The 17,995-nt window shown below is 75.7% G+C and carries 15 protein-coding genes; 12 read left to right on the top strand and 3 right to left on the bottom strand.

The window, feature by feature from the left end; translation table 11 throughout:
* Positions 1 to 106 precede the first annotated feature (106 nt).
* From OSB71_RS22510 to OSB71_RS22500, 3 genes are all read left to right on the top strand, one after another.
* Complete coding sequence (locus tag OSB71_RS22510) at positions 107 to 370, top strand: WhiB family transcriptional regulator (protein ID WP_265950632.1); 264 nt, start codon at positions 107 to 109, stop codon at positions 368 to 370.
* Positions 371 to 674: 304 nt separating this feature from the next.
* Complete coding sequence (locus OSB71_RS22505) at positions 675 to 4,616, top strand: glycosyltransferase (RefSeq protein ID WP_265950631.1); 3,942 nt, start codon at positions 675 to 677, stop codon at positions 4,614 to 4,616.
* Positions 4,613 to 6,124, top strand: a complete 1,512-nt coding sequence (locus OSB71_RS22500; RefSeq protein WP_265950630.1) for a DUF5719 family protein — start codon at positions 4,613 to 4,615, stop codon at positions 6,122 to 6,124. The genes OSB71_RS22505 and OSB71_RS22500 overlap by 4 nt, the downstream gene beginning before the upstream one ends.
* Positions 6,125 to 6,225: 101 nt before the next feature.
* Here the strand turns inward: OSB71_RS22500 and OSB71_RS22495 are convergent, their stop codons facing one another.
* The gene (locus tag OSB71_RS22495) at positions 6,226 to 6,681 is read right to left on the bottom strand and encodes a metallopeptidase family protein (protein ID WP_265950629.1); all 456 of its coding nucleotides are present in this window, start codon (positions 6,679 to 6,681) and stop codon (positions 6,226 to 6,228) included.
* 307 nt (positions 6,682 to 6,988) lie between these two features.
* Here OSB71_RS22495 and OSB71_RS22490 point away from each other — a divergent pair, with 307 nt between their 5' ends.
* The 8 genes from OSB71_RS22490 (at position 6,989) to OSB71_RS22455 (ending at position 15,324) form a co-directional block, all read left to right on the top strand.
* Positions 6,989 to 7,372, top strand: coding sequence for a DUF3499 domain-containing protein (locus OSB71_RS22490; RefSeq protein ID WP_265950650.1), 384 nt, complete (start codon positions 6,989 to 6,991; stop codon positions 7,370 to 7,372).
* Positions 7,373 to 7,609: 237 nt separating this feature from the next.
* The gene (locus OSB71_RS22485; RefSeq protein ID WP_265950628.1) at positions 7,610 to 8,968 is read left to right on the top strand and encodes a phosphomannomutase/phosphoglucomutase; all 1,359 of its coding nucleotides are present in this window, start codon (positions 7,610 to 7,612) and stop codon (positions 8,966 to 8,968) included.
* 104 nt (positions 8,969 to 9,072) lie between these two features.
* On the top strand, positions 9,073 to 9,258 hold the full coding sequence (locus tag OSB71_RS22480) for a Trm112 family protein (protein ID WP_265950627.1): 186 nt from the start codon (positions 9,073 to 9,075) through the stop codon (positions 9,256 to 9,258).
* A gap of 19 nt (positions 9,259 to 9,277) precedes the next feature.
* A complete protein-coding gene (locus OSB71_RS22475; protein WP_265950626.1) occupies positions 9,278 to 10,468 on the top strand; it encodes an SIS domain-containing protein in 1,191 nt (396 codons plus the stop codon).
* Positions 10,469 to 10,558: 90 nt separating this feature from the next.
* Positions 10,559 to 11,767, top strand: a complete 1,209-nt coding sequence (gene manA, locus OSB71_RS22470; RefSeq protein ID WP_265950625.1) for a mannose-6-phosphate isomerase, class I — start codon at positions 10,559 to 10,561, stop codon at positions 11,765 to 11,767.
* Between the two features lie 143 nt (positions 11,768 to 11,910).
* Entirely contained in the window at positions 11,911 to 12,855 is a 945-nt protein-coding gene (locus tag OSB71_RS22465; protein WP_265950624.1) for a cation diffusion facilitator family transporter, read from the top strand.
* 289 nt (positions 12,856 to 13,144) lie between these two features.
* The gene (ahcY, locus tag OSB71_RS22460; RefSeq protein ID WP_265950623.1) at positions 13,145 to 14,575 is read left to right on the top strand and encodes an adenosylhomocysteinase; all 1,431 of its coding nucleotides are present in this window, start codon (positions 13,145 to 13,147) and stop codon (positions 14,573 to 14,575) included.
* Positions 14,576 to 14,709: 134 nt separating this feature from the next.
* On the top strand, positions 14,710 to 15,324 hold the full coding sequence (locus OSB71_RS22455; protein ID WP_265950622.1) for a hypothetical protein: 615 nt from the start codon (positions 14,710 to 14,712) through the stop codon (positions 15,322 to 15,324).
* Positions 15,325 to 15,341: 17 nt separating this feature from the next.
* Here the strand turns inward: OSB71_RS22455 and OSB71_RS22450 are convergent, their stop codons facing one another.
* The gene (locus OSB71_RS22450; RefSeq protein ID WP_265950621.1) at positions 15,342 to 16,406 is read right to left on the bottom strand and encodes an RDD family protein; all 1,065 of its coding nucleotides are present in this window, start codon (positions 16,404 to 16,406) and stop codon (positions 15,342 to 15,344) included.
* A gap of 83 nt (positions 16,407 to 16,489) precedes the next feature.
* Between OSB71_RS22450 and OSB71_RS22445 the strand changes: the two genes are divergently transcribed.
* Positions 16,490 to 17,497 carry a stage II sporulation protein M gene (locus OSB71_RS22445; protein ID WP_265950620.1) on the top strand — a complete coding sequence of 336 codons (1,008 nt, stop codon included), beginning with the start codon at positions 16,490 to 16,492 and terminating at the stop codon, positions 17,495 to 17,497.
* A gap of 285 nt (positions 17,498 to 17,782) precedes the next feature.
* Here OSB71_RS22445 and OSB71_RS22440 read toward each other — a convergent pair.
* The coding region (locus OSB71_RS22440; protein ID WP_265950619.1) for a hypothetical protein at positions 17,783 to 17,995 on the bottom strand (213 nt) is incomplete at its 5' end.

Raw genomic sequence — 17,995 nt, 5'->3', positions numbered from 1 at the left:
GCTTGACGGCCCCGGATCGCACGCTTGTAATTTCACTCGTGTCGTTCACGCGGGATCGATAACAACGGCATCACGGGGACGTAAAGACGACAAGGGGCGCGCACACATGACCGAGCCGTTCCAGCAGTTGCTGGTGCAGGAGGCGGACGAGGAGCTCGGCTGGCAGGAGCGCGCGTTGTGCGCGCAGACCGATCCGGAATCGTTCTTTCCAGAGAAAGGCGGCTCCACGCGTGAGGCCAAAAAGGTCTGCCTCGCCTGCGAAGTCCGTTCCGAATGCCTGGAGTACGCCCTCGCCAACGACGAACGCTTCGGGATCTGGGGCGGTCTGTCCGAGCGCGAGCGCCGGCGGTTGAAGAAGGCCGCGATCTGACCCGGGGCCACGCTCCGGCGGCACCGGGCACCTGAGCCCGGCCGACGGCGCGGGCACGGCGGCACCCGGCGCCCGGCCCCACAGCGCCCGGCACGACGGCCCGGCCCCACGGCGCCCGCCACGACGGCACCCGGTGAGCCGGCCGTCCGGCGGGACGGGCGGGAGCGCGAGGACCACCGCGGCGCGGCGGCCGCCCCGGGCGGGACGCCCCCGCCGTCGACCGGCCGCACGCGCCGGTACTACTAGGGTGGGGCCGTCCACGACGCCGCGGGCGTCGCTCCCTTCACCCATCCGGGGCCACAGCGTGCACAGCCAGTCGGCGGCCCAGTACGAGCAGGCCGCGCCCGAGTTCCCCCAGCACGTCGTGACGGCCGTGCTGGTTTCCCACGACGGTGAGCGGTGGCTCCCGGACGTGCTGGCCGGACTCCTCGGCCAGACGAGGCCGCCGCAGGACGTCATCGCCGCCGACACCGGCAGCGCCGACTCCTCCGCGCAGCTCGTCGCCGACGCCATCGGCCCCGACCGGGTGCTGCACCTGGCCCGCCGCACCGGCTTCGGCACGGCCGTCGGGGAGGCGAACCGCACCGCGCCGACGCTCACCCCGGACGACCTCGCCTACCTCAAGCGTCCCGAGGCCTGGGACCCGGCGAGCCGCACCTGGCGCATGGACACCTACGACATGCCCGAACTCCCGCACGGGGAGCCGGTCCACTGGCTGTGGCTGCTGCACGACGACTGCGCCCCGGAGCCCGACGCCCTGCTGGAACTGCTGCGGGTGGCGGACTCCAGCCCGTCGGCCGCCGTCGTCGGACCGAAGCTGCGGAGCTGGTACAACCAGCGCCAACTGCTGGAGGTGGGCGTCTCGCTCGCCCCCAGCGGCCGCCGCTGGACGGGCCTGGACCGGCGCGAGCAGGACCAGGGCCAGCACGACCAGGTGCGCCAGGTGCTGTCCGTCTCCACCGCCGGCATGCTGGTGCGGCGCGAGGTGTTCGAGCGGCTCGGCGGCTTCGACCGGCGCCTGCCCCTGATGCGCGACGACGTCGACCTGTGCTGGCGCGCCCAGTCGGCCGGCCACGGCGTGCTCGTCGCCCCGCAGGCCGTGCTGCGGCACGCCGAGGCGGCCGCGCGCGAGCGCCGTCCCATCGACTGCGCGGGGCGCTCGGTGGTCGGCCCGCACCGGGTGGACAAGTCCGGCGCCGTCTACACGCTGCTGGCCAACGCCCCCGGCCGCACGCTCCCGTGGGTGCTCCTGCGGCTGGTGCTCGGCACCCTGGTGCGCACGCTCGCCTACGTCGTCGGCAAGGTGCCCGGCCAGGCGCTGGACGAGGTCACCGGCCTGTCCCGGGTGCTGCTGCGCCCCGGGCTCGTGCTGGCCGCCCGCCGCAGACGGGGCCGCCCGGCCGTCGAACACCGGGAGCTGCGCCCGCTGTTCCCGCCCCCCGGCGCCACGGTGCGCGCCACGGTGGAACAGGCCGCCGCCGGCCTGGCCCGGCGCGCCGACAGCGACACCGCGCCCGTCGGACGGCACGGCGGCGCCGTGGAGAGCGGCCCGGGCTCGGAGGACGCGGACTTCCTCCAGGTCGAGCAGTTCGCCCGGCTCAGGCGCATCGCCCGCAGGCCCGGCCCCGTGCTGTTCACCGCGCTGCTGCTGATCTCGCTCGTCGCCTGCCGCGCCCTGCTCGGCGGCGGCGCCCTCGCCGGCGGCGCGCTGCTGCCCGCGCCCGGCGACCCGGCCGAGCTGTGGTCGCGCTACGCCGACGCCTGGCACGCCGTCGGCGTCGGCGGCACCGGGTCCGCGCCGCCCTACCTCGCGCTGCTCGCCGGGCTGGCCACGCTGCTGGCCGGCAGCACCGGGCTCGCCATGACCCTGCTGCTGGTCGGCTCGGTGCCGCTGGCCGGGATCTCCGCCTACTTCGCCTCCCGGCCGCTGGTCGCCTCCCGGCTGCCGCGCGCCTGGGGCGCCGTCGCCTACGCCTTCCTGCCCGCCGTCACCGGTGCGCTCGCCACCGGCCGCGTGGGCACCGCCGTGCTGGCCGTGCTGCTGCCGCCGCTGGCCCGTGCCCTGGTCGCCGTCTGCGGGCTGGACCGCGGCCGCGGGGCCCGCCCCGGCTGGCGCGCGGTGTGGGCGAGCGCGCTGCTGCTGACCGTGACGACCGCCTTCACCCCGGTGGTGTGGCCTCTCGCGCTCGTGCTCCTGGTCGCCTGCCTGGCCGTGCGGCTGCGCGGCGGCGGGGGCTCGCGGGCGTACGCGCTGCGGGCGCTGCTCGTGCCGGTCACCCCGCTGGTGCTGCTCGCCCCCTGGTCCCTGTCGCTGCTGACCAGCCCGTCGGCCTTCCTGACCGAAGCCGGGCTGCCCTACGACGGCGGCTCGCCCACCCCGCTCGGCCTGCTCGCCCTGGACCCCGGCGGCCCCGGCACCTACGGGGGCTGGCTGCTGCTCGGGCTGGTGCTGGCCGCCCTCGCCGCGCTGCTGCGCCCGGAGCGGCGGACGGCCGTCCTCGCGGCGTGGACCGCGGCCCTGGTGAGCCTGGCCTTCGCCGTCCTGTCGGCCGGGTCGGCGTGGGCCGGGCCCGCCACCCTCGCCTACGGCCTCGCGCTGATCGCCGCCGCCGTGCTCGGCGCCGAGGGCGCCCGCGGCCGGGTGGCGGCGCAGTCCTTCGGCTGGCGGCAGCCGGTGGCCGTGCTCGTCGCCGCGCTGGCCGCACTCGCCCCGGTGGTCTCGGCCGCGCACTGGATGCTCGCGGGCGCCGACGGCCCGCTGGAGCGCCGCGACCCCGTGCAGGTGCCCGCCTTCGTCGCCGAGGAGAGCGACACCGTCGACCGTCCGCGCACCCTCGTCCTCGACGGCGGCGAGGGCCAGGCGGTGCGCTACACCCTCGTGCGCGGCTCCGGGGTGCGGCTCGGGGACGGCGACCTCGCCCGCGCCGCCGGGGAGCCCGGGCGGCTGGACGCCGTCGTCGCCCGCCTCGTCGCGGGCTCGGGCGCCGACCAGCGCGCGGAGCTGGGCGGCTACGGCATCCGGTACGTGCTCGTGCGCGGCGGCGCGCCGCGCGAGATGGTGCGGGTGCTCAACGCCACGCCGGGCCTGGAGCGGTTGAGCAAGCAGGACGCCGGCGAGCTGTGGCGGGTGGGCGACGGCACGGGCGGCGGCATCGCCCGCGTCACCGTCGTCGCGGAGGGCCAGGACCCGGTGCCCGTCGCGGCCGGCCCCGTCGAGGTGCGCGACGAGCTGCCGATCGGCCCCGAGGGCCGCGTGCTGCGGCTGGCCGATACCGCCGATCCGGGGTGGCGGGCCACGCAGAACGGCCGGCCCCTGACCCCGGTCACCGTCGACGGGTGGGCCCAGGGCTTCGAACTCTCCGCGCAGGCGGGCCCGGTGACGGTCACCTACGAGACGCCGCTGAGCCGCACCGTGTGGGTGTGGACCCAGGTGCTCCTGCTGCTCGTCGTGGTGGTGCTGGCCCTGCCCGGGCGGCGCCAACTCGTGGACGACGACCTGCCCGACGCGCAGGCACCGGCCGTGCCCGCGCAGCCCGTCGACGGCGAGGGACGCCGCGCGCGCCGCCTGCGCGCCGCCGCCGAGCAGGCGGCCCCGGCCCCCGAGCCCGCCGACCCGGCCGGGGACGCCGGTCCGCCCGCCCCCGCCCGGCCCACGCCGGAGGGGGAGGCCGAGCAGGCGCCGTACGTCCCCGCGCAGCAGGCGCACCGGGAGTGGGACGCGGCACCGGCCGGGGAGTACGGCACCGGGTACGACCAGCGGCCGCCGCACGGTGACGACGGCTCCGCGCGGGCCCCGTACGGCCAGGACGCGTACGCCCGACCGCACCCCTACGACCAGGGGCAGTACGCCCCCGGCGGCCACCAGGCCCCCGGGCAGGCGTACCCGCGGGAGCAGCCGTACCCCGGGCGTCAGGAGCCCTACGGCGGCGAGGGGCCGTACGGTCCCGGCCAGGGCTACGACGCGGGGCAGCCGTACGACGCCGCGCAGCCGTACGACGCGGGGCAGCCGTACGACGCGGGGCAGCCGTACGACGCCGCGCAGCCGTACGACGCCGCGCAGCCGTACGACGCCGCGCAGCCGTACGGCCCGGGGCAGCCCTACGACCCCGCGCAGCCCTACGCGCCGCGGCAGTCCGCCCACGACGCGCCGGGGCCCTACCCCTCCGACGGGCCCCACGCGGGCGGTTACGGCGGCGGGGGCCAGGACGACACCGGCACGACGTACGACCACCGGAGCCAGCAGTGAGCCTCACCCGCCCCGCCCTCGCCCTGGCCGCGACGGTCACCGCGCTCGCCGCCGTCACCGGGGCCGCCGTCGTGGCCGACCCGGGCGGCGAGCCCGCGCCCGGCGCCGCCCCGGCCGAGCGGCGTCCCGTCGAGCGCGCCACGCTGGTCTGCCCGCAGCCGCCGACGTCCGAGCTGGCGACCACCGAGTACACCGCCTACACACCGCCCGGCGGCGAGGGCGACCCGAGCGCCGCCGGCCTGCTGCCCGCCCCCTCCACGCTGGACAACAGCGAGCAGGACGAGGAGCCGGGGGACGCCGAGGCGCGGGTCGCGCTGGAGCGGCCGGGCACCCCGGTGGCGCACACCGCGAAGGAGGGGGTCACCGCCCTCACCGGCACCGCCACCGGCGCCCTCGCCCCCGGCTGGAGCGTCCAGCAGACCACCGTCGTCACCGGCGGGGACGGGCGCGGCCTGTACGGGGCCCACTGCACGCCCCCGGACACCGGGTTCTGGTTCTCCGGCGTCAGCACCGCCGAGCAGCGGCACGACTCCGTGCACCTCACCAACCCCGACGAGGACACGGCCACCGTCGACCTCCAGCTCCACGGTCCCGACGGCCGGATCGAGACGGACAGCGGCACCGGCATCAACGTGCCCGGCCGCTCCACCGTCCCCGTGCTGCTGTCCACGCTCACCCCCGACCCCGTCGCCGACGTCACCCTGCGGGTGGCCGTGCGCACCGGCCGCGTCGGCGCCCAGGTGCAGGCGTTGGACGAGCGGCTCGGCGGCGACTGGATCGCACCGGCCGCGCAGGCGGCCGACCGCGTGGTGATCCCCGGCATCCCGGCCGACGCCACCGAGGTGCGGCTGACCGCCTTCGCACCGGGCGAGTCGGACGCCGAACTGGCCGTGCGGCTCGCCGGGCCGAACGGCTCCTTCACCCCGGCCGGTCAGGAGACGCTGCACGTCAAGAGCGGTATGACCACCGCCGTCGACCTCAAGGACCTCACCCGGGGCGAGCCCGCCTCGCTCGTGCTCAGCCCCGTGCGCGCCTCCGCCGACGGCCCGGTCGTCGCCGCCGTGCGGGTGCTGCGCGGCAAGGACGACGCACGGGAGATCGCCTTCATCCCCTCCACCGCCCCGGTCGAGGGGAGGGCCACGGCTGCGGGCAGCCCGGCCGAGGCGGACGGGGACCGCGGCGGCACCCTCTACCTGACCGCCCCGGACGCGGCGGCGGAGGTGACGGTCACCGCGTCGCCGGGCAGCGGCGGCGGCAAGTCGGTCAGCCGCGACCACACGCTGAAGAAGGGGACCACCACGGCGGTCGACGACCTGCTGCCCGAGGGCGGCCAAGGCGTGTACGCGCTCACCGTCGAGAAGGTCTCCGGCGGGCCCGTGCACGTGGCCCGCATGCTGGAGCACACCGAGGACGACGTGCCGATGTTCACCGTCCAGGCACTCCCCGACGACGGCGGCTCGGTCACTGTCCCGCCCGCCGAGCAGGACCTCTCGCTGCTGACGGAGTGACCACCGCGGCCCGGGGCGCCCGCCGCCGCGCGGGCGGGGCGGGCGCGCGGGCCGGGCGGGCGCGCCGCGCCGGCGCCCCGGTCGCGCGGGCGGGGCGGCCCTCAGTCCTCCCCATAGCGCGGGTCGATCGCCTCCGGGGACTGCCCGAGCAGCTCCGCCACCTGCTCGACGACGACCTCGTGCACGAGCAGCGCCCGCTCCTCGCGGGTCTTGCTGCGCAGCTCCACCGGCCGCCGGTAGACGATCACCTGGTCGGGGCGGTCCCCCCGCGCGGGGACGAGGCGGCCCAGCGGCACGGGGGAGCCCAGGCCGTCCCAGTCGTCCGTCCCCTCCTCCGGCAGCGGCACCTCCTGCACGCCGAACGCCACCGAGGCCAGTTGCGGCCAGCTCCGCTCCAGCCGTTCCGCCGAGTCCCGCACGAGGGTGTCGAACGAGGCGGCCCGGCTGACGGCCAGCGGAACCTGCGGGGGCGCGACGGGGCCGCGCATGCCCCGCCCGTGGCGGTCTCGGTGCCGGGGCCGGTCGGGCGACCGGCGCGGCGGTACGGCGTCGCTCATCACCCCCGAGCGTATCGGGGCCCCCACGCGCTGTCCCCGGATGACCGGACCGGTGACCTTTTCGAACGGTTGCTGATCCGCGGCCGACCGCCTCCTGGACGCCCTTGACGGTGCCCATTCCGCCGACTGACCACCGCGCACCGCCCGCCCGCGGCCGCCCCGCTGGGAGCCCGCCGCACCGCAGGGCCTTTGCCCTGCTCAGTCCCGCTCTCCCCGGCCCGTACTTTCCGGGCGAAGCGGGACGACACGGCCGGGTGACGCCGAGCGGAGTCATCGCGGCCCACCCGCGAGTGCGGTACCGTCCAACATCGTGAGCCCTGTACGTCGCTGTTCGCGCACCGCGTGCGGCCGCCCCGCCGTCGCGACGCTGACGTACGTCTACGCGGACTCCACCGCCGTCCTGGGCCCGCTGGCCACCTACGCCGAACCGCACTGCTACGACCTGTGCTCGGACCACTCCGAGCGGCTCACCGCACCGCGCGGCTGGGAGGTCGTCCGCCTCGCCGTCCCGCCGGGTCAGCCACGGCACAGCGGCGACGACCTGGAGGCCCTGGCCGACGCCGTGCGCGAGGCCGCCCGCGCCCCCAGCGCCGCCGACCGTCCCGAGCCCTCCGCGCGCCGCCCGGAGATCGACCCGATGGAGGTGGCCCGCCGCGGCCACCTGCGCGTGCTGCGCTCCCCGGAGCCCTGACGCCCCCGAGCCCGCACGCCCCAGCCCGCCCCGCCGGGGGCCGCGTGCCCGCTCCCGGGGCCGTTCCCGTTCGTCGCGTCCCGCTTCCGTCCCGCGCGTCTCGGCCGCTCGTCGGGTCCCGGCCGCTTCCGTGCCGCGCCGTTTCGGCCGTGCCGACCTGGGGAGAAGGTCTACCGGCTCCCTCCTCCGGGTAGGTTGGGGCCCGACCACACCGCCGAGCCGCCGAAGGGGACCCCCGTGCCTGACGTGTCGCAGATCATCAAGGCCTACGACATCCGCGGAACCGTTCCCGACCAGCTCGACGAGGAGCTCGTCGGGCTCTTCGGCGCCGCGTTCGCCGAGATCACCGGCCGCGTCCCGATCGTCGTCGGCCACGACATGCGTCCGTCCAGCCCGGGCCTGGCCACGGCGTTCGCGCGGGGTGCCGCCGGGCGCGGCGCGGACGTCACCCTGGTCGGCCTGTGCTCCACCGACCAGCTCTACTTCGCCAGCGGGCACCTCGACCGGCCCGGCGCGATGTTCACCGCCAGCCACAACCCCGCCCAGTACAACGGGATCAAGCTGTGCCGCGCGGGCGCCGCGCCCGTCGGGCAGGACAGCGGCCTGGCCGAGATCCGCGCCCTGGTCGAGGAGTGGCAGCGCACCGGTCCGCCCGCCGCCGCCGCGACCCCCGGCACGGTCACCGAGCAGGACCTGCTCGCCGCCTACGCCGACCACCTGCGCACGCTGGTGGACCTGACCGCGATCCGCCCACTGAAGGTCGTCGTCGACGCGGGCAACGGCATGGGCGGCCACACCGTGCCCAGCGTCTTCGCCGGCCTGCCGCTGGAGCTGGACGCCCTGTACTTCGAGCTCGACGGCACCTTCCCCCACCACGAGGCCAACCCGCTCGACCCGGCCAACATCGTGGACCTCCAGCACCGTGTCCGGGAGACCGGCGCCGACCTCGGACTGGCCTTCGACGGCGACGCCGACCGCTGCTTCGTCGTGGACGAGCGCGGCGAGCCGGTGTCCCCGTCCGCCGTCACCGCGCTCGTCGCCTCCCGCGAGCTGGCCAAGCACGGCGGCGGCACGGTGATCCACAACTGCATCACCTCCTGGTCGGTGCCGGAGGTCGTCAGGGAGGCGGGCGGCACCCCGGTGCGCACCCGCGTCGGCCACTCCTTCATCAAGGAGGAGATGGCCAAGACGGGCGCCATCTTCGGCGGCGAGCACTCGGCGCACTACTACTTCCGCGACTTCTGGAACGCCGACACCGGCATGCTGGCCGCCCTGCACGTGCTGGCCGCGCTCGGCGGGCAGGAGCGCCCGCTGTCCCAGCTCGTCGCCGCCTACGACCGCTACGCCGCCTCCGGCGAGATCAACAGCCGCGTCGCGGACCAGGCCGCGAGCGCCGCCGCCGTCGAGGCCGCCTACGCGCAGCGCGACGGCGTCACCCTCGACCACCTGGACGGCCTCACCGTCACCGCGGCCGACTGGTGGTTCAACCTGCGCCCCTCCAACACCGAGCCGCTGCTGCGCCTGAACGTCGAGGCCCGTGACGCCGGCACCTGCGCCCGCGTCCGCGACGAGGTGCTGGCGCTGGTCAACGCCTGAGCCGGCCGCGCCCGGGGCCGCCACCCCGCGGCGCGGCCGCGCAGGCGGTCGGCAGGTCACCGGCGGTAGGCTGACCCCAGCCGCACCACTTCGCTGGAGGACTCATGCCGCTCGAAGCCGGTCTCCTGGAGATCCTCGCCTGCCCGGCGTGTCACGCCCCGCTGCGCGAGGAGCACACGCCCGAGGACGCCACCGAGCTGGTGTGCACCGGCGAGAGCTGCGGCCTGGCCTACCCGGTCCGGGACGGCATCCCCGTCCTCCTGGTGGACGAGGCCCGCCGCCCCACCTGACGGACGGAAGGCAGCTTTCATGCTGGACGAGTCGCTGCTCGACGACGCCGACGCGCTGGCCCGCGCCGACCACCACGCCCTGCTGCGCGGCACCGCCGAGGCGGGCGCCCGCGTCCGCACCGCCGCCCGGCTCGCCACCGAGTCGGGGCTCTCCGCGCTGCGCCCCGACGGCCGTCCGCGCGGTCTGCTCGTCGCCGGGCCGGGCCCGGCGGCCGGCTGCGCGACCGACCTGCTCGCCGCCTTCAGCCACGACGCCGTCCCCGTCGCGCTGCTGCGCCCCACCGGAACGAGCGCCGCGCCGCCCGCCCTGCGCTGGACGCTGCCGGGCTGGGCGGGGCCGCTGGACCTGCTGCTCGTCATCACCCCCGACGGCACCGAGGCCGGGCTCACCGCGCTCGTCGAGCAGGCCTACCGGCGCGGCTGCACCGTCGTGGCCGTCAGCCCGGCGGGCGGTCCGCTGGCGGAGGCGGTCGCCGGCAGCCACGGCCTGGCGGTGCCGGCCGCTCCGGGCCCGGTACCGCCCGGCTCGGCCGCGGAGGCCGGGCCCGGCGCCGTCACCGACGAGGCCGTCGGGCTCTCCGGTCCCGGCGCCCGCCCCTTCGTCCCCGGCACCCTGTGGGCGCTGCTCACCCCGCTGCTGATCCTCGCCGACCGCCTCGGACTCGCCCCGGCCCCGCCCGACGCGCTGGACGCGCTCGCCGACCGGCTCGACGACATCGCCGGACGCTGCGGCCCCGCCACCCCCACCTACACCAACCCGGCCAAGACGCTCGCCGTCGAACTCGCCGAGGCGCTGCCCGTGCTGTGGAGCGAGGGCCCCGTCGCGGGTGCCGCCGCCCGGCACTTCACCACCGTGCTGGCCGCGCTGCCCGGGCGCCCCGCGCTCGCCGCCGAACTCCCCGAGGCGCTCACCCTCCACGCCGCCCTGCTCGGCGGCGCCTTCCCCGGCGGCACCGAGGACGGGGACGACTTCTTCCGCGACCGGGTGGAGGACCCCGAGCCGCCGCACGCCCGGCTCGTGCTGCTGCGCGACGCCGTCACCGGCCCCGGCTCCGCCGCCCCGGCCGCCCGCGAGCTGGCCTACGCGCAGGACACCGGGGTCAGTGAGCTGGAACCCGGCGCGGACGGCAGCGCCGTGCAGGCCGCCGCCGACCTCATCGCCACCACCGATTTCGCGGCGGTTTACCTCGCGCTCACCACCGACGCGTAAGTCTGGCCCGTCGCCCACGGCCGGCCGTCCGGACAGTTCACCGCACGCGTAGGTCAGGGCCCGTTCGACACTCTCGCGGAGGAACGCCCCATGGACCGTCTCACCAACACCGTGCGCCCCTACGCGTGGGGCTCCGCGACGGCCATTCCCGAACTCCTGGGCGTCGAACCCACCGGGGAGCCGCAGGCGGAACTGTGGATGGGCGCCCACCCCGGCGCGCCCTCCCGGGTCGACCGCGGCGCGGGGCGCCTGCCGCTGGGCGAGGTCATCGCCGCCGACCCCGTGGGCGAGCTGGGCGCGGCCAGCGTCGAGGCGTTCGGGCCCCGGCTGCCCTTCCTGTTCAAAGTGCTCGCCGCGGCCGTCCCGCTGTCGCTCCAGGTCCACCCCGACCAGCGGCAGGCCGCCGAGGGGTACGCCGCCGAAGAGGCCGCGGGCATCCCCGTCGACGCCCCCCACCGCAACTACAAGGACGCCCAGCACAAGCCCGAACTGCTCTGCGCGCTCACCCCCTTCGAGGGCCTGTGCGGATTCCGCCGCGCCGACCAGGCGGCCGAACTCCTGGCCGCGCTCGACGTCGACGGACTCAAGCCCTACGTCGACCTGCTGCACGCCCACCCCGAGGACGCCGCCCTGCGCGAGCTGCTGACGGCGGTGCTCTCCGCCGACCGCGCCGAGCTGGCGCCCACCCTCGCCGCGGCCGTCACCGCCGCCGAACGCCTCGCCGCCGCCGGCGGGCCGCACGCCGCGGCCTACGCCGCCTGCGCCGCCGCCGCGCACCACCACCCCGGCGACCCCGGCTTCCTCGCCGCGCTGCTCCTGCACCACGTGCGCCTCCAGCCCGGGCAGGCCCTGTACCTGGACGCGGGCGTCCCGCACGCCTACCTCAGCGGCCTGGGCGTCGAACTGATGGCCAACTCCGACAACGTGCTGCGCTGCGGGTTCACCCCCAAGCACGTCGACGTGCCCGAACTGCTGCGCGTCGTCCGCTTCACCCCGCGCGAGCCCGCGGTGCTGCGCCCCGAGGCCGACGGCAGCGGAGCCGAGGTCTACGAGACGCCCGCCGGGGAGTTCCGGCTCTCCCGGCACGTCATCCCGGCCGGCGCCGCACCACGCGCGGTGACGGCGCCGGCCGCGCAGATCCTGCTGTGCACCGCGGGCGCCGTCACGCTGCGGGACGCCGAGGGCGGCGAACTGCTCCTGAAGCGCGGCCAGTCGGCCTACGTGCCGGCCGAACGCGCCGTGCACGCGGGCGGGGACGGCACGCTCTTCCGCGCCACGGTGGCCGTCACTCCCGGCTGAGCGCCACCCCACACCCTGACACGCCGTCCGGCGACACGCCCTCGGCCCCGGCGGCTTCGTCAGCCGCGTCTGGCCCGTCAGCCCCGTCTGACCCGTCAGCCCCGTCAGTCACGTCCGACCCGTCGGCATCCGGAGGAACGGCAATGAGCGCACACAGCGGCACGAAGGCGATCGTGGCCGCGCTGCTGGCCAACCTGTCCATCGCGGCGGCCAAGTTCGTCGCCTGGGCCTTCAGCGGCTCCTCCTCGATGCTCGCCGAGGGCGTGCACTCCCTGGCCGACTCCAGCAACCAGGGGCTCCTGCTGCTCGGCGGCAAGCGGGCCAAACGCGCCGCGAGCGAGGAACACCCCTTCGGGTACGGCCGGGAGCGCTACGTCTACAGCTTCCTCGTCGCGATCGTGCTCTTCAGCTTCGGCGGGCTGTTCGCCGTCTACGAGGGCTACCACAAGATCTCCGACCCGCACCCCGTCGAGCACTGGTACTGGCCGGTGGGCGTGCTCGTCTTCGGCATCATCGCCGAGATCTTCTCCTTCCGCACCGCGATCAAGGAAGCCAACGCCGTGCGCGGCGACCAGTCCTGGGTGGAGTTCGTCCGGCACGCCAAGGCACCGGAGCTGCCGGTGATCCTGCTGGAAGACCTCGGCGCGCTGCTCGGCCTCGTCCTCGCGCTCGGCGGCGTCGGCCTGGCGCTGCTCACCGGGAACGGCGTGTGGGACGGCGTCGGCACCGTCTGCATCGGCGTGCTCCTGGTCGTCATCGCCATCGTGCTGGCCGTCGAGACGAAGTCGCTGCTGCTGGGGGAGTCCGCCGGCCGGGCGGACCTGGCCGCCATCCGCGCCGCGATGGTGGACGGCGAGGCGGTCACCGGCATCATCCACATGCGCACCCTGCACCTGGGCCCCGAGGAGCTCCTGGTCGCCGCCAAGATCGCGGTGCGGCACGACGACACCGCCGAAGAGGTCGCGCGCGCCATCGACGCCGCGGAGCAGCGCGTCCGCGAAGCCGTGCCCACGGCTCGCGTCATCTACCTCGAACCCGACCTGCTCCGGACGGAGCCGCAGGTGGGCGGGGCCACCGCGACGCCCTGAGCACCCCCGCCGCCGACGGGGGCATTCGGCTGACGGGGTGAACGGTGTAGATTCGTACCCGCACAGACGTCGCTGCTGATGGCGGTCGGGCGTCCCGCGCCTGCGGGGCGGTCGAGGGAGAGAGGGCCTCCGACGGACTGCGCTGCGGCCAGGGGACCACTGGGTCCGTAGGGTGCCACCGCGAAGGCGCGTGCGCGCCGTTGCGGGACGGCACGTGTTTCCGCGTACCCTGCCCGCTGCCGCAGACGAGCCAGCCCGTACCTCGACCCACGACCGAGGAGCAGCCCCCATGACGACGCCTGAGACCGCGCAGGACTTCAAGGTCGCCGACCTGTCCCTGGCCGAGTTCGGCCGGCGGGAGATCACCCTGGCCGAGCACGAGATGCCCGGCCTGATGGCGCTCCGCGAGGAGTACGCCGCCGCGCAGCCGCTCGCCGGCGCGCGGATCACCGGTTCGCTGCACATGACGGTGCAGACGGCCGTGCTCATCGAGACGCTGGCGGCGCTGGGCGCCCAGGTGCGCTGGGCCTCCTGCAACATCTTCTCCACCCAGGACCACGCCGCCGCCGCCATCGCCGCCGCCGGCATCCCCGTCTTCGCCTGGAAGGGCGAGACGCTGGAGGAGTACTGGTGGTGCACGGAGCAGGCGCTGACCTGGCCGGGCACCGAGACCGGCGGCCCGAACATGATCCTGGACGACGGCGGCGACGCCACGATGCTGGTGCACAAGGGCGTCGAGTACGAGAAGGCCGGTGAGGTCCCGGCCGTCGAGACCGCCGAGAACGACGAGCACCGGGTCGTCCTCGAACTGCTGCACCGCACGATCGCCGAGACCCCCGGCAAGTGGACCCAGCTCGCCTCGGAGATCCGCGGCGTCACCGAGGAGACCACGACCGGCGTCCACCGGCTGTACGAGATGTACCAGGAGGGCACCCTCCTCTTCCCCGCGATCAACGTGAACGACGCGGTGACCAAGTCGAAGTTCGACAACAAGTACGGCTGCCGCCACTCCCTGATCGACGGCATCAACCGGGCCACCGACGTGCTGATCGGCGGCAAGGTCGCCGTCGTCTGCGGCTACGGCGACGTCGGCAAGGGCTGCGCGGAGTCGCTGCGCGGGCAGGGCGCGCGGGTCGTGGTGACCGAGATCGACCCGATCTGCGCGCTGCAGGCCGCGATGGACGGCTACCAGGTGGCACGGCTGGAGGACTTCGTCGAGACGGCGGACATCTTCGTCACCACCACCGGCAACAAGGACATCATCATGGCGTCGGACATGGTGCGGATGAAGCACCAGGCGATCGTCGGCAACATCGGCCACTTCGACAACGAGATCGACATGGCCGGTCTGGCGAAGGTCCCCGGAGTCGTGCGCGAGGAGGTCAAGCCCCAGGTGCACACCTGGACCTTCGAGGACGGCAAGAAGATCATCGTGCTGTCCGAGGGCCGCCTGCTGAACCTGGGCAACGCCACCGGCCACCCCTCGTTCGTGATGTCCAACTCCTTCGCCGACCAGACGATCGCGCAGATCGAGCTGTTCACCAAGACCGAGGAGTACCCCACCGGCGTCTACGTGCTCCCCAAGCACCTCGACGAGAAGGTGGCGCGGCTGCACCTGGAGGCGCTCGGCGCCCGCCTGACCGAGCTGCGCCCGGAGCAGGCCGAGTACATCGGCGTCCCCGTCGAGGGCCCGTACAAGCCCGACCACTACCGCTACTGACGCCACCGACCGGCCGCCGGTCCCGCGGCCGCCACGGCCGCTGACGGACCGCCGCCGAGCACCGCAGCAGTCGGTATCCGGCCCCCGCCGCCCCACCACCGGGCGGCGGGGGCCCGTCGTATCGAGGACCCACCATGCCCCGCGGCCGCTACTCGCTCCACGACCCGCACGACCACACTCCTCACGGTGACGAACGCTTCCAGTGCGCCACCGGGCCCTCCGGCTGGCGCTACGTCTCCCAGCTCACCACTCCCTCCGGAGCCCCCGCGGGCTCCGTCGACCTGACCCTCGACCTGCTGGGCCGCCCCTTGCGCCTCCACCTGTCCACCGCCCACTGGCAGGTGCGGGGCGCCGCGCTCGACGGCGTCACCTGGGTGCGCTCCGACCCCGAGGGCGAACACGCGCAGGAGGGCAACGCCGCCGCCCACGCCTTCGCCGGGGCGTCACCCGCCTTCCTCGTCGCCACCGCACGCCTGCTGCGCCCCGCTCTCGGCGCGGCTCCCACCCGCGTCCGGCTCGTCGCCCTCACCCCGCCGGTGCTCGCGCCGCGCACCGTGGACCAGTCCTGGTCACTGGTGGACAGCCAAGCGCACGCCACTGACAGCGACCCGCTGATCGCGGACGAGTACCGGGTCGGCGACCTGCAGACGGGCGAGCAGCACACCGTGCACCTCGCCGGGGACGTCGTCCTCGCGGCCCCCGGCGTGGAGCTGGAGGAACTGGAGTCACCGCCGTCGCGGTTCGACTGAGCCGAACCGGCCGGCGCTCAGGACGGCGGCACGAAGCCGGTGCCGCCGCCCGCGGTGCCGCTGCCCGCGGTGCCGCTGCCCGCGGTGCCGCCGCCCGCGGTGCCGCCGTCGCCGTGCTCCGGAGCGCCGGCCGGGGGCGCGGGTGGCGGCCCGGAGGCGGCCCCGGGCGCGGCGGGGGAGGGGGCCGCCGGCGCGGGGGAGTGGGGCGCCGGAGCGTGCGACGCGGCTTCCGGGCGCGGTCTGTGCGGTGCGTGCGGCCCGTGCGGCCCGTGCGGCGCGTGCGGCCCGTGTGATCCATGCGGCGCGTGCGACGCGGCCTGCGGACGCGGCCCGCCCGTGCCCCAGGCACGGCGCGCCTCCCGGCCCTGCCGCTCCGCCAGCACCCCGGTCAGGTACCCCACGGGCGGCACCCCCTGGGGCGGTGCGGCCCCCGTCCACGCGGCCACGTCCTGCGCCAACCGGGCGGCCATGGAGGCGCTCACCCGCGGGTCGAGCTGCTCGCTGCGCGTCAGGTACTGGCGCACCGCCAGCCACAGCGGGTCCGGCACCCGGGAGAGGTCCAGGTCGGCGAAGTACCCGGCGAGCCACGGCGGTGGAGGCGGCACCGTGGCCGTCCGCGGCACGGGCAGCCGCTCGCGGACGACCAGCGTCCCGGCGAACACGTCGCCCAGGCGGCGCCCGCGCGCCGAGACCAGCGACGCGACGCACGCCACCACACCCAGCGTCGCCAGGATCTCCACGAAGCCCAGCAGACCGCGCACCAGCGCGTGCCGGAACCGGATCGGCCCCCCGTCCTCCCGGACGACGCGCAGCCCGCAGGCCAGCTTCCCCAGCGACCGGCCGTGGGAGAGCGTCTCCACCGCCACCGGCACACCCATGAGCACGAGCACCGCCAGGCCGGCGCTGACGGCCGCGGTCGCCGCGGCGTCCAGCGAGCCCACCGCCGTGAGCACCAGGATGGTGAGCAGGAGGTAGCCGGTCAGCAGCGCGGCCAGGTCGATGCAGACGGCCACCGCCCGGCTGGGCAGCCGGGCGGGCCGCAGCCCGAGCACCACCGCGTCGCCCGTCACCAGTTCGCTCACGGTCCATCCCCTCCTCGTCCGTACCCCCAGTCTGCCGATCGCCCCCGGCGGACCGCCACGCCGGTGTCTGCGAAGCTCTCCCCATGGACCTCGACGTCTTCGTCTCCGCGCACCGGGCCGACTGGGACCGGCTGGAGGAGCTGCTCCGCCGTCGTCGGCCGCGCACCGGCGGCGAGGCCGACGAGCTGGTCGCCCTCTACCAGCGGACCGCGACACACCTCTCGCACCTCCAGGCCAGCGCCCCCGACCCGGCCCTCACCGCCCGGCTGACCAGCCTCGTCGCCCGCGCCCGCAGCGCCGTCACCGCACCGCGCCGCTCGTCCTGGCGGGACGCCGGGCGCTTCCTGGCCGCCGGCTTCCCGGCCGCCGTCTACCGCACGCTGCACTGGTGGGCGCCCACCGCCGTCCTGTCCGTGCTCCTGGCCGCGGTGATCGGCTGGTGGGTGGCCGGGAACCCGCAGGTGCAGGCGGTCATCGGCGCGCCCGACGAGCTGCGCGAGATGACCCGGCCGGGCGGCGACTACGAGACCTACTACTCCAGCAACCCGGCGGCCTCCTTCGCCGCCCAGGTGTGGACGAACAACGCGCGGGCCGTCGCCATCTGCCTCGTCTTCGGAGCGCTGCTGGGCGTCCCCGTGCTGTGGGTGCTCCTGCTGAACATGGCGAACCTGGGCGTGGGACTGGGGCTGATGGCCGCGGCCGGCCGCCTGGACGTCTTCCTCGGGCTCGTCCTGCCCCACGGCCTCCTCGAACTGACGGCCGTCTTCGTCGCGGCGGGTACGGGACTGCGGCTGGGCTGGACGATCGTCGACCCGGGACCGCGCAGCCGCCGCGACGCGCTGGCGGCCGAGGGCCGGGCGGCGATCGGCATGGCCATCGGGCTCGCCGTGGTCCTCTTCGTCTCGGGCGTGATCGAGGGGTTCGTGACGCCGTCCGGACTGCCGACCTGGGCGCGCGTGGCGATCGGCGTGGTGGCGGAGGCGGCGTTCCTCGCGTACGTGGTCGTCCTGGGCCGCAGGGCCGTCCGTGCCGGCGAGACCGGGGACGTGGACGCCGCCGACCGCCCCGCGGCGGTGCCCACGGCGGCCTGACGCACGCGGTGCGCGCCGCAGGCTGTGCGGGACCGAGCTGTGGGGACCGCGCTGCGGCGGGCTCGCGCCGCCGGACGGCGCGCGATGTGCGTGGGGCGCCCGAGTCCTGCTATGGTCAACTCCGCCCGGGAGGCGCCCTTGACGGGGTACTTGCCGGGAGGTAGATTCGAACAGTTGCCCAGACGCCGAATATCAGGCGCAGGCGGCAGGAAAATCTACGGCTTCGCGGGAGACGGTGGCGTTTCCCATCGCTCCGCGTGAAGCGCTCCGAATTCCACTGAGGAATCAGCCGATTAGCTCGGCGGAAACGGTTCTGATAGTGTCGGAGACACCGAAGGGAAGCGCCCGGAGGAACACCTGAGAGGGTTTCCGAAGGAAGCGTCCGTTCCTTGAGAACTCAACAGTGCACCAAAAGTCAACGCCAGATTGTTGATGCCCCGGCCGTCCCGGTCTGTTCGGGATGGTTGAGGTTTCTTTGAGATACACAACAGCGAGGAT

The sequence above is a fragment of the Streptomyces marinisediminis genome, from assembly GCF_026262575.1.
Lineage (GTDB): Bacteria > Actinomycetota > Actinomycetes > Streptomycetales > Streptomycetaceae > Streptomyces > Streptomyces marinisediminis.
This window is presented reverse-complemented; position numbering and strand designations above follow the sequence as displayed.

Excerpts from the sequence above, each read along its gene's own strand:
- OSB71_RS22475 (WP_265950626.1), top strand. The coding sequence starts at position 9,278 with ATGCTGGACGAGTCGCTGCTCGACGACGCCGACGCGCTGGCCCGCGCC.
- OSB71_RS22465 (WP_265950624.1), top strand. The coding sequence starts at position 11,911 with ATGAGCGCACACAGCGGCACGAAGGCGATCGTGGCCGCGCTGCTGGCC.
- ahcY (WP_265950623.1), top strand. The coding sequence starts at position 13,145 with ATGACGACGCCTGAGACCGCGCAGGACTTCAAGGTCGCCGACCTGTCC.
- OSB71_RS22495 (WP_265950629.1), bottom strand. The coding sequence starts at position 6,681 with ATGAGCGACGCCGTACCGCCGCGCCGGTCGCCCGACCGGCCCCGGCAC.
- OSB71_RS22480 (WP_265950627.1), top strand. The coding sequence starts at position 9,073 with ATGCCGCTCGAAGCCGGTCTCCTGGAGATCCTCGCCTGCCCGGCGTGT.
- manA (WP_265950625.1), top strand. The coding sequence starts at position 10,559 with ATGGACCGTCTCACCAACACCGTGCGCCCCTACGCGTGGGGCTCCGCG.
- OSB71_RS22455 (WP_265950622.1), top strand. The coding sequence starts at position 14,710 with ATGCCCCGCGGCCGCTACTCGCTCCACGACCCGCACGACCACACTCCT.
- OSB71_RS22510 (WP_265950632.1), top strand. The coding sequence starts at position 107 with ATGACCGAGCCGTTCCAGCAGTTGCTGGTGCAGGAGGCGGACGAGGAG.
- OSB71_RS22445 (WP_265950620.1), top strand. The coding sequence starts at position 16,490 with ATGGACCTCGACGTCTTCGTCTCCGCGCACCGGGCCGACTGGGACCGG.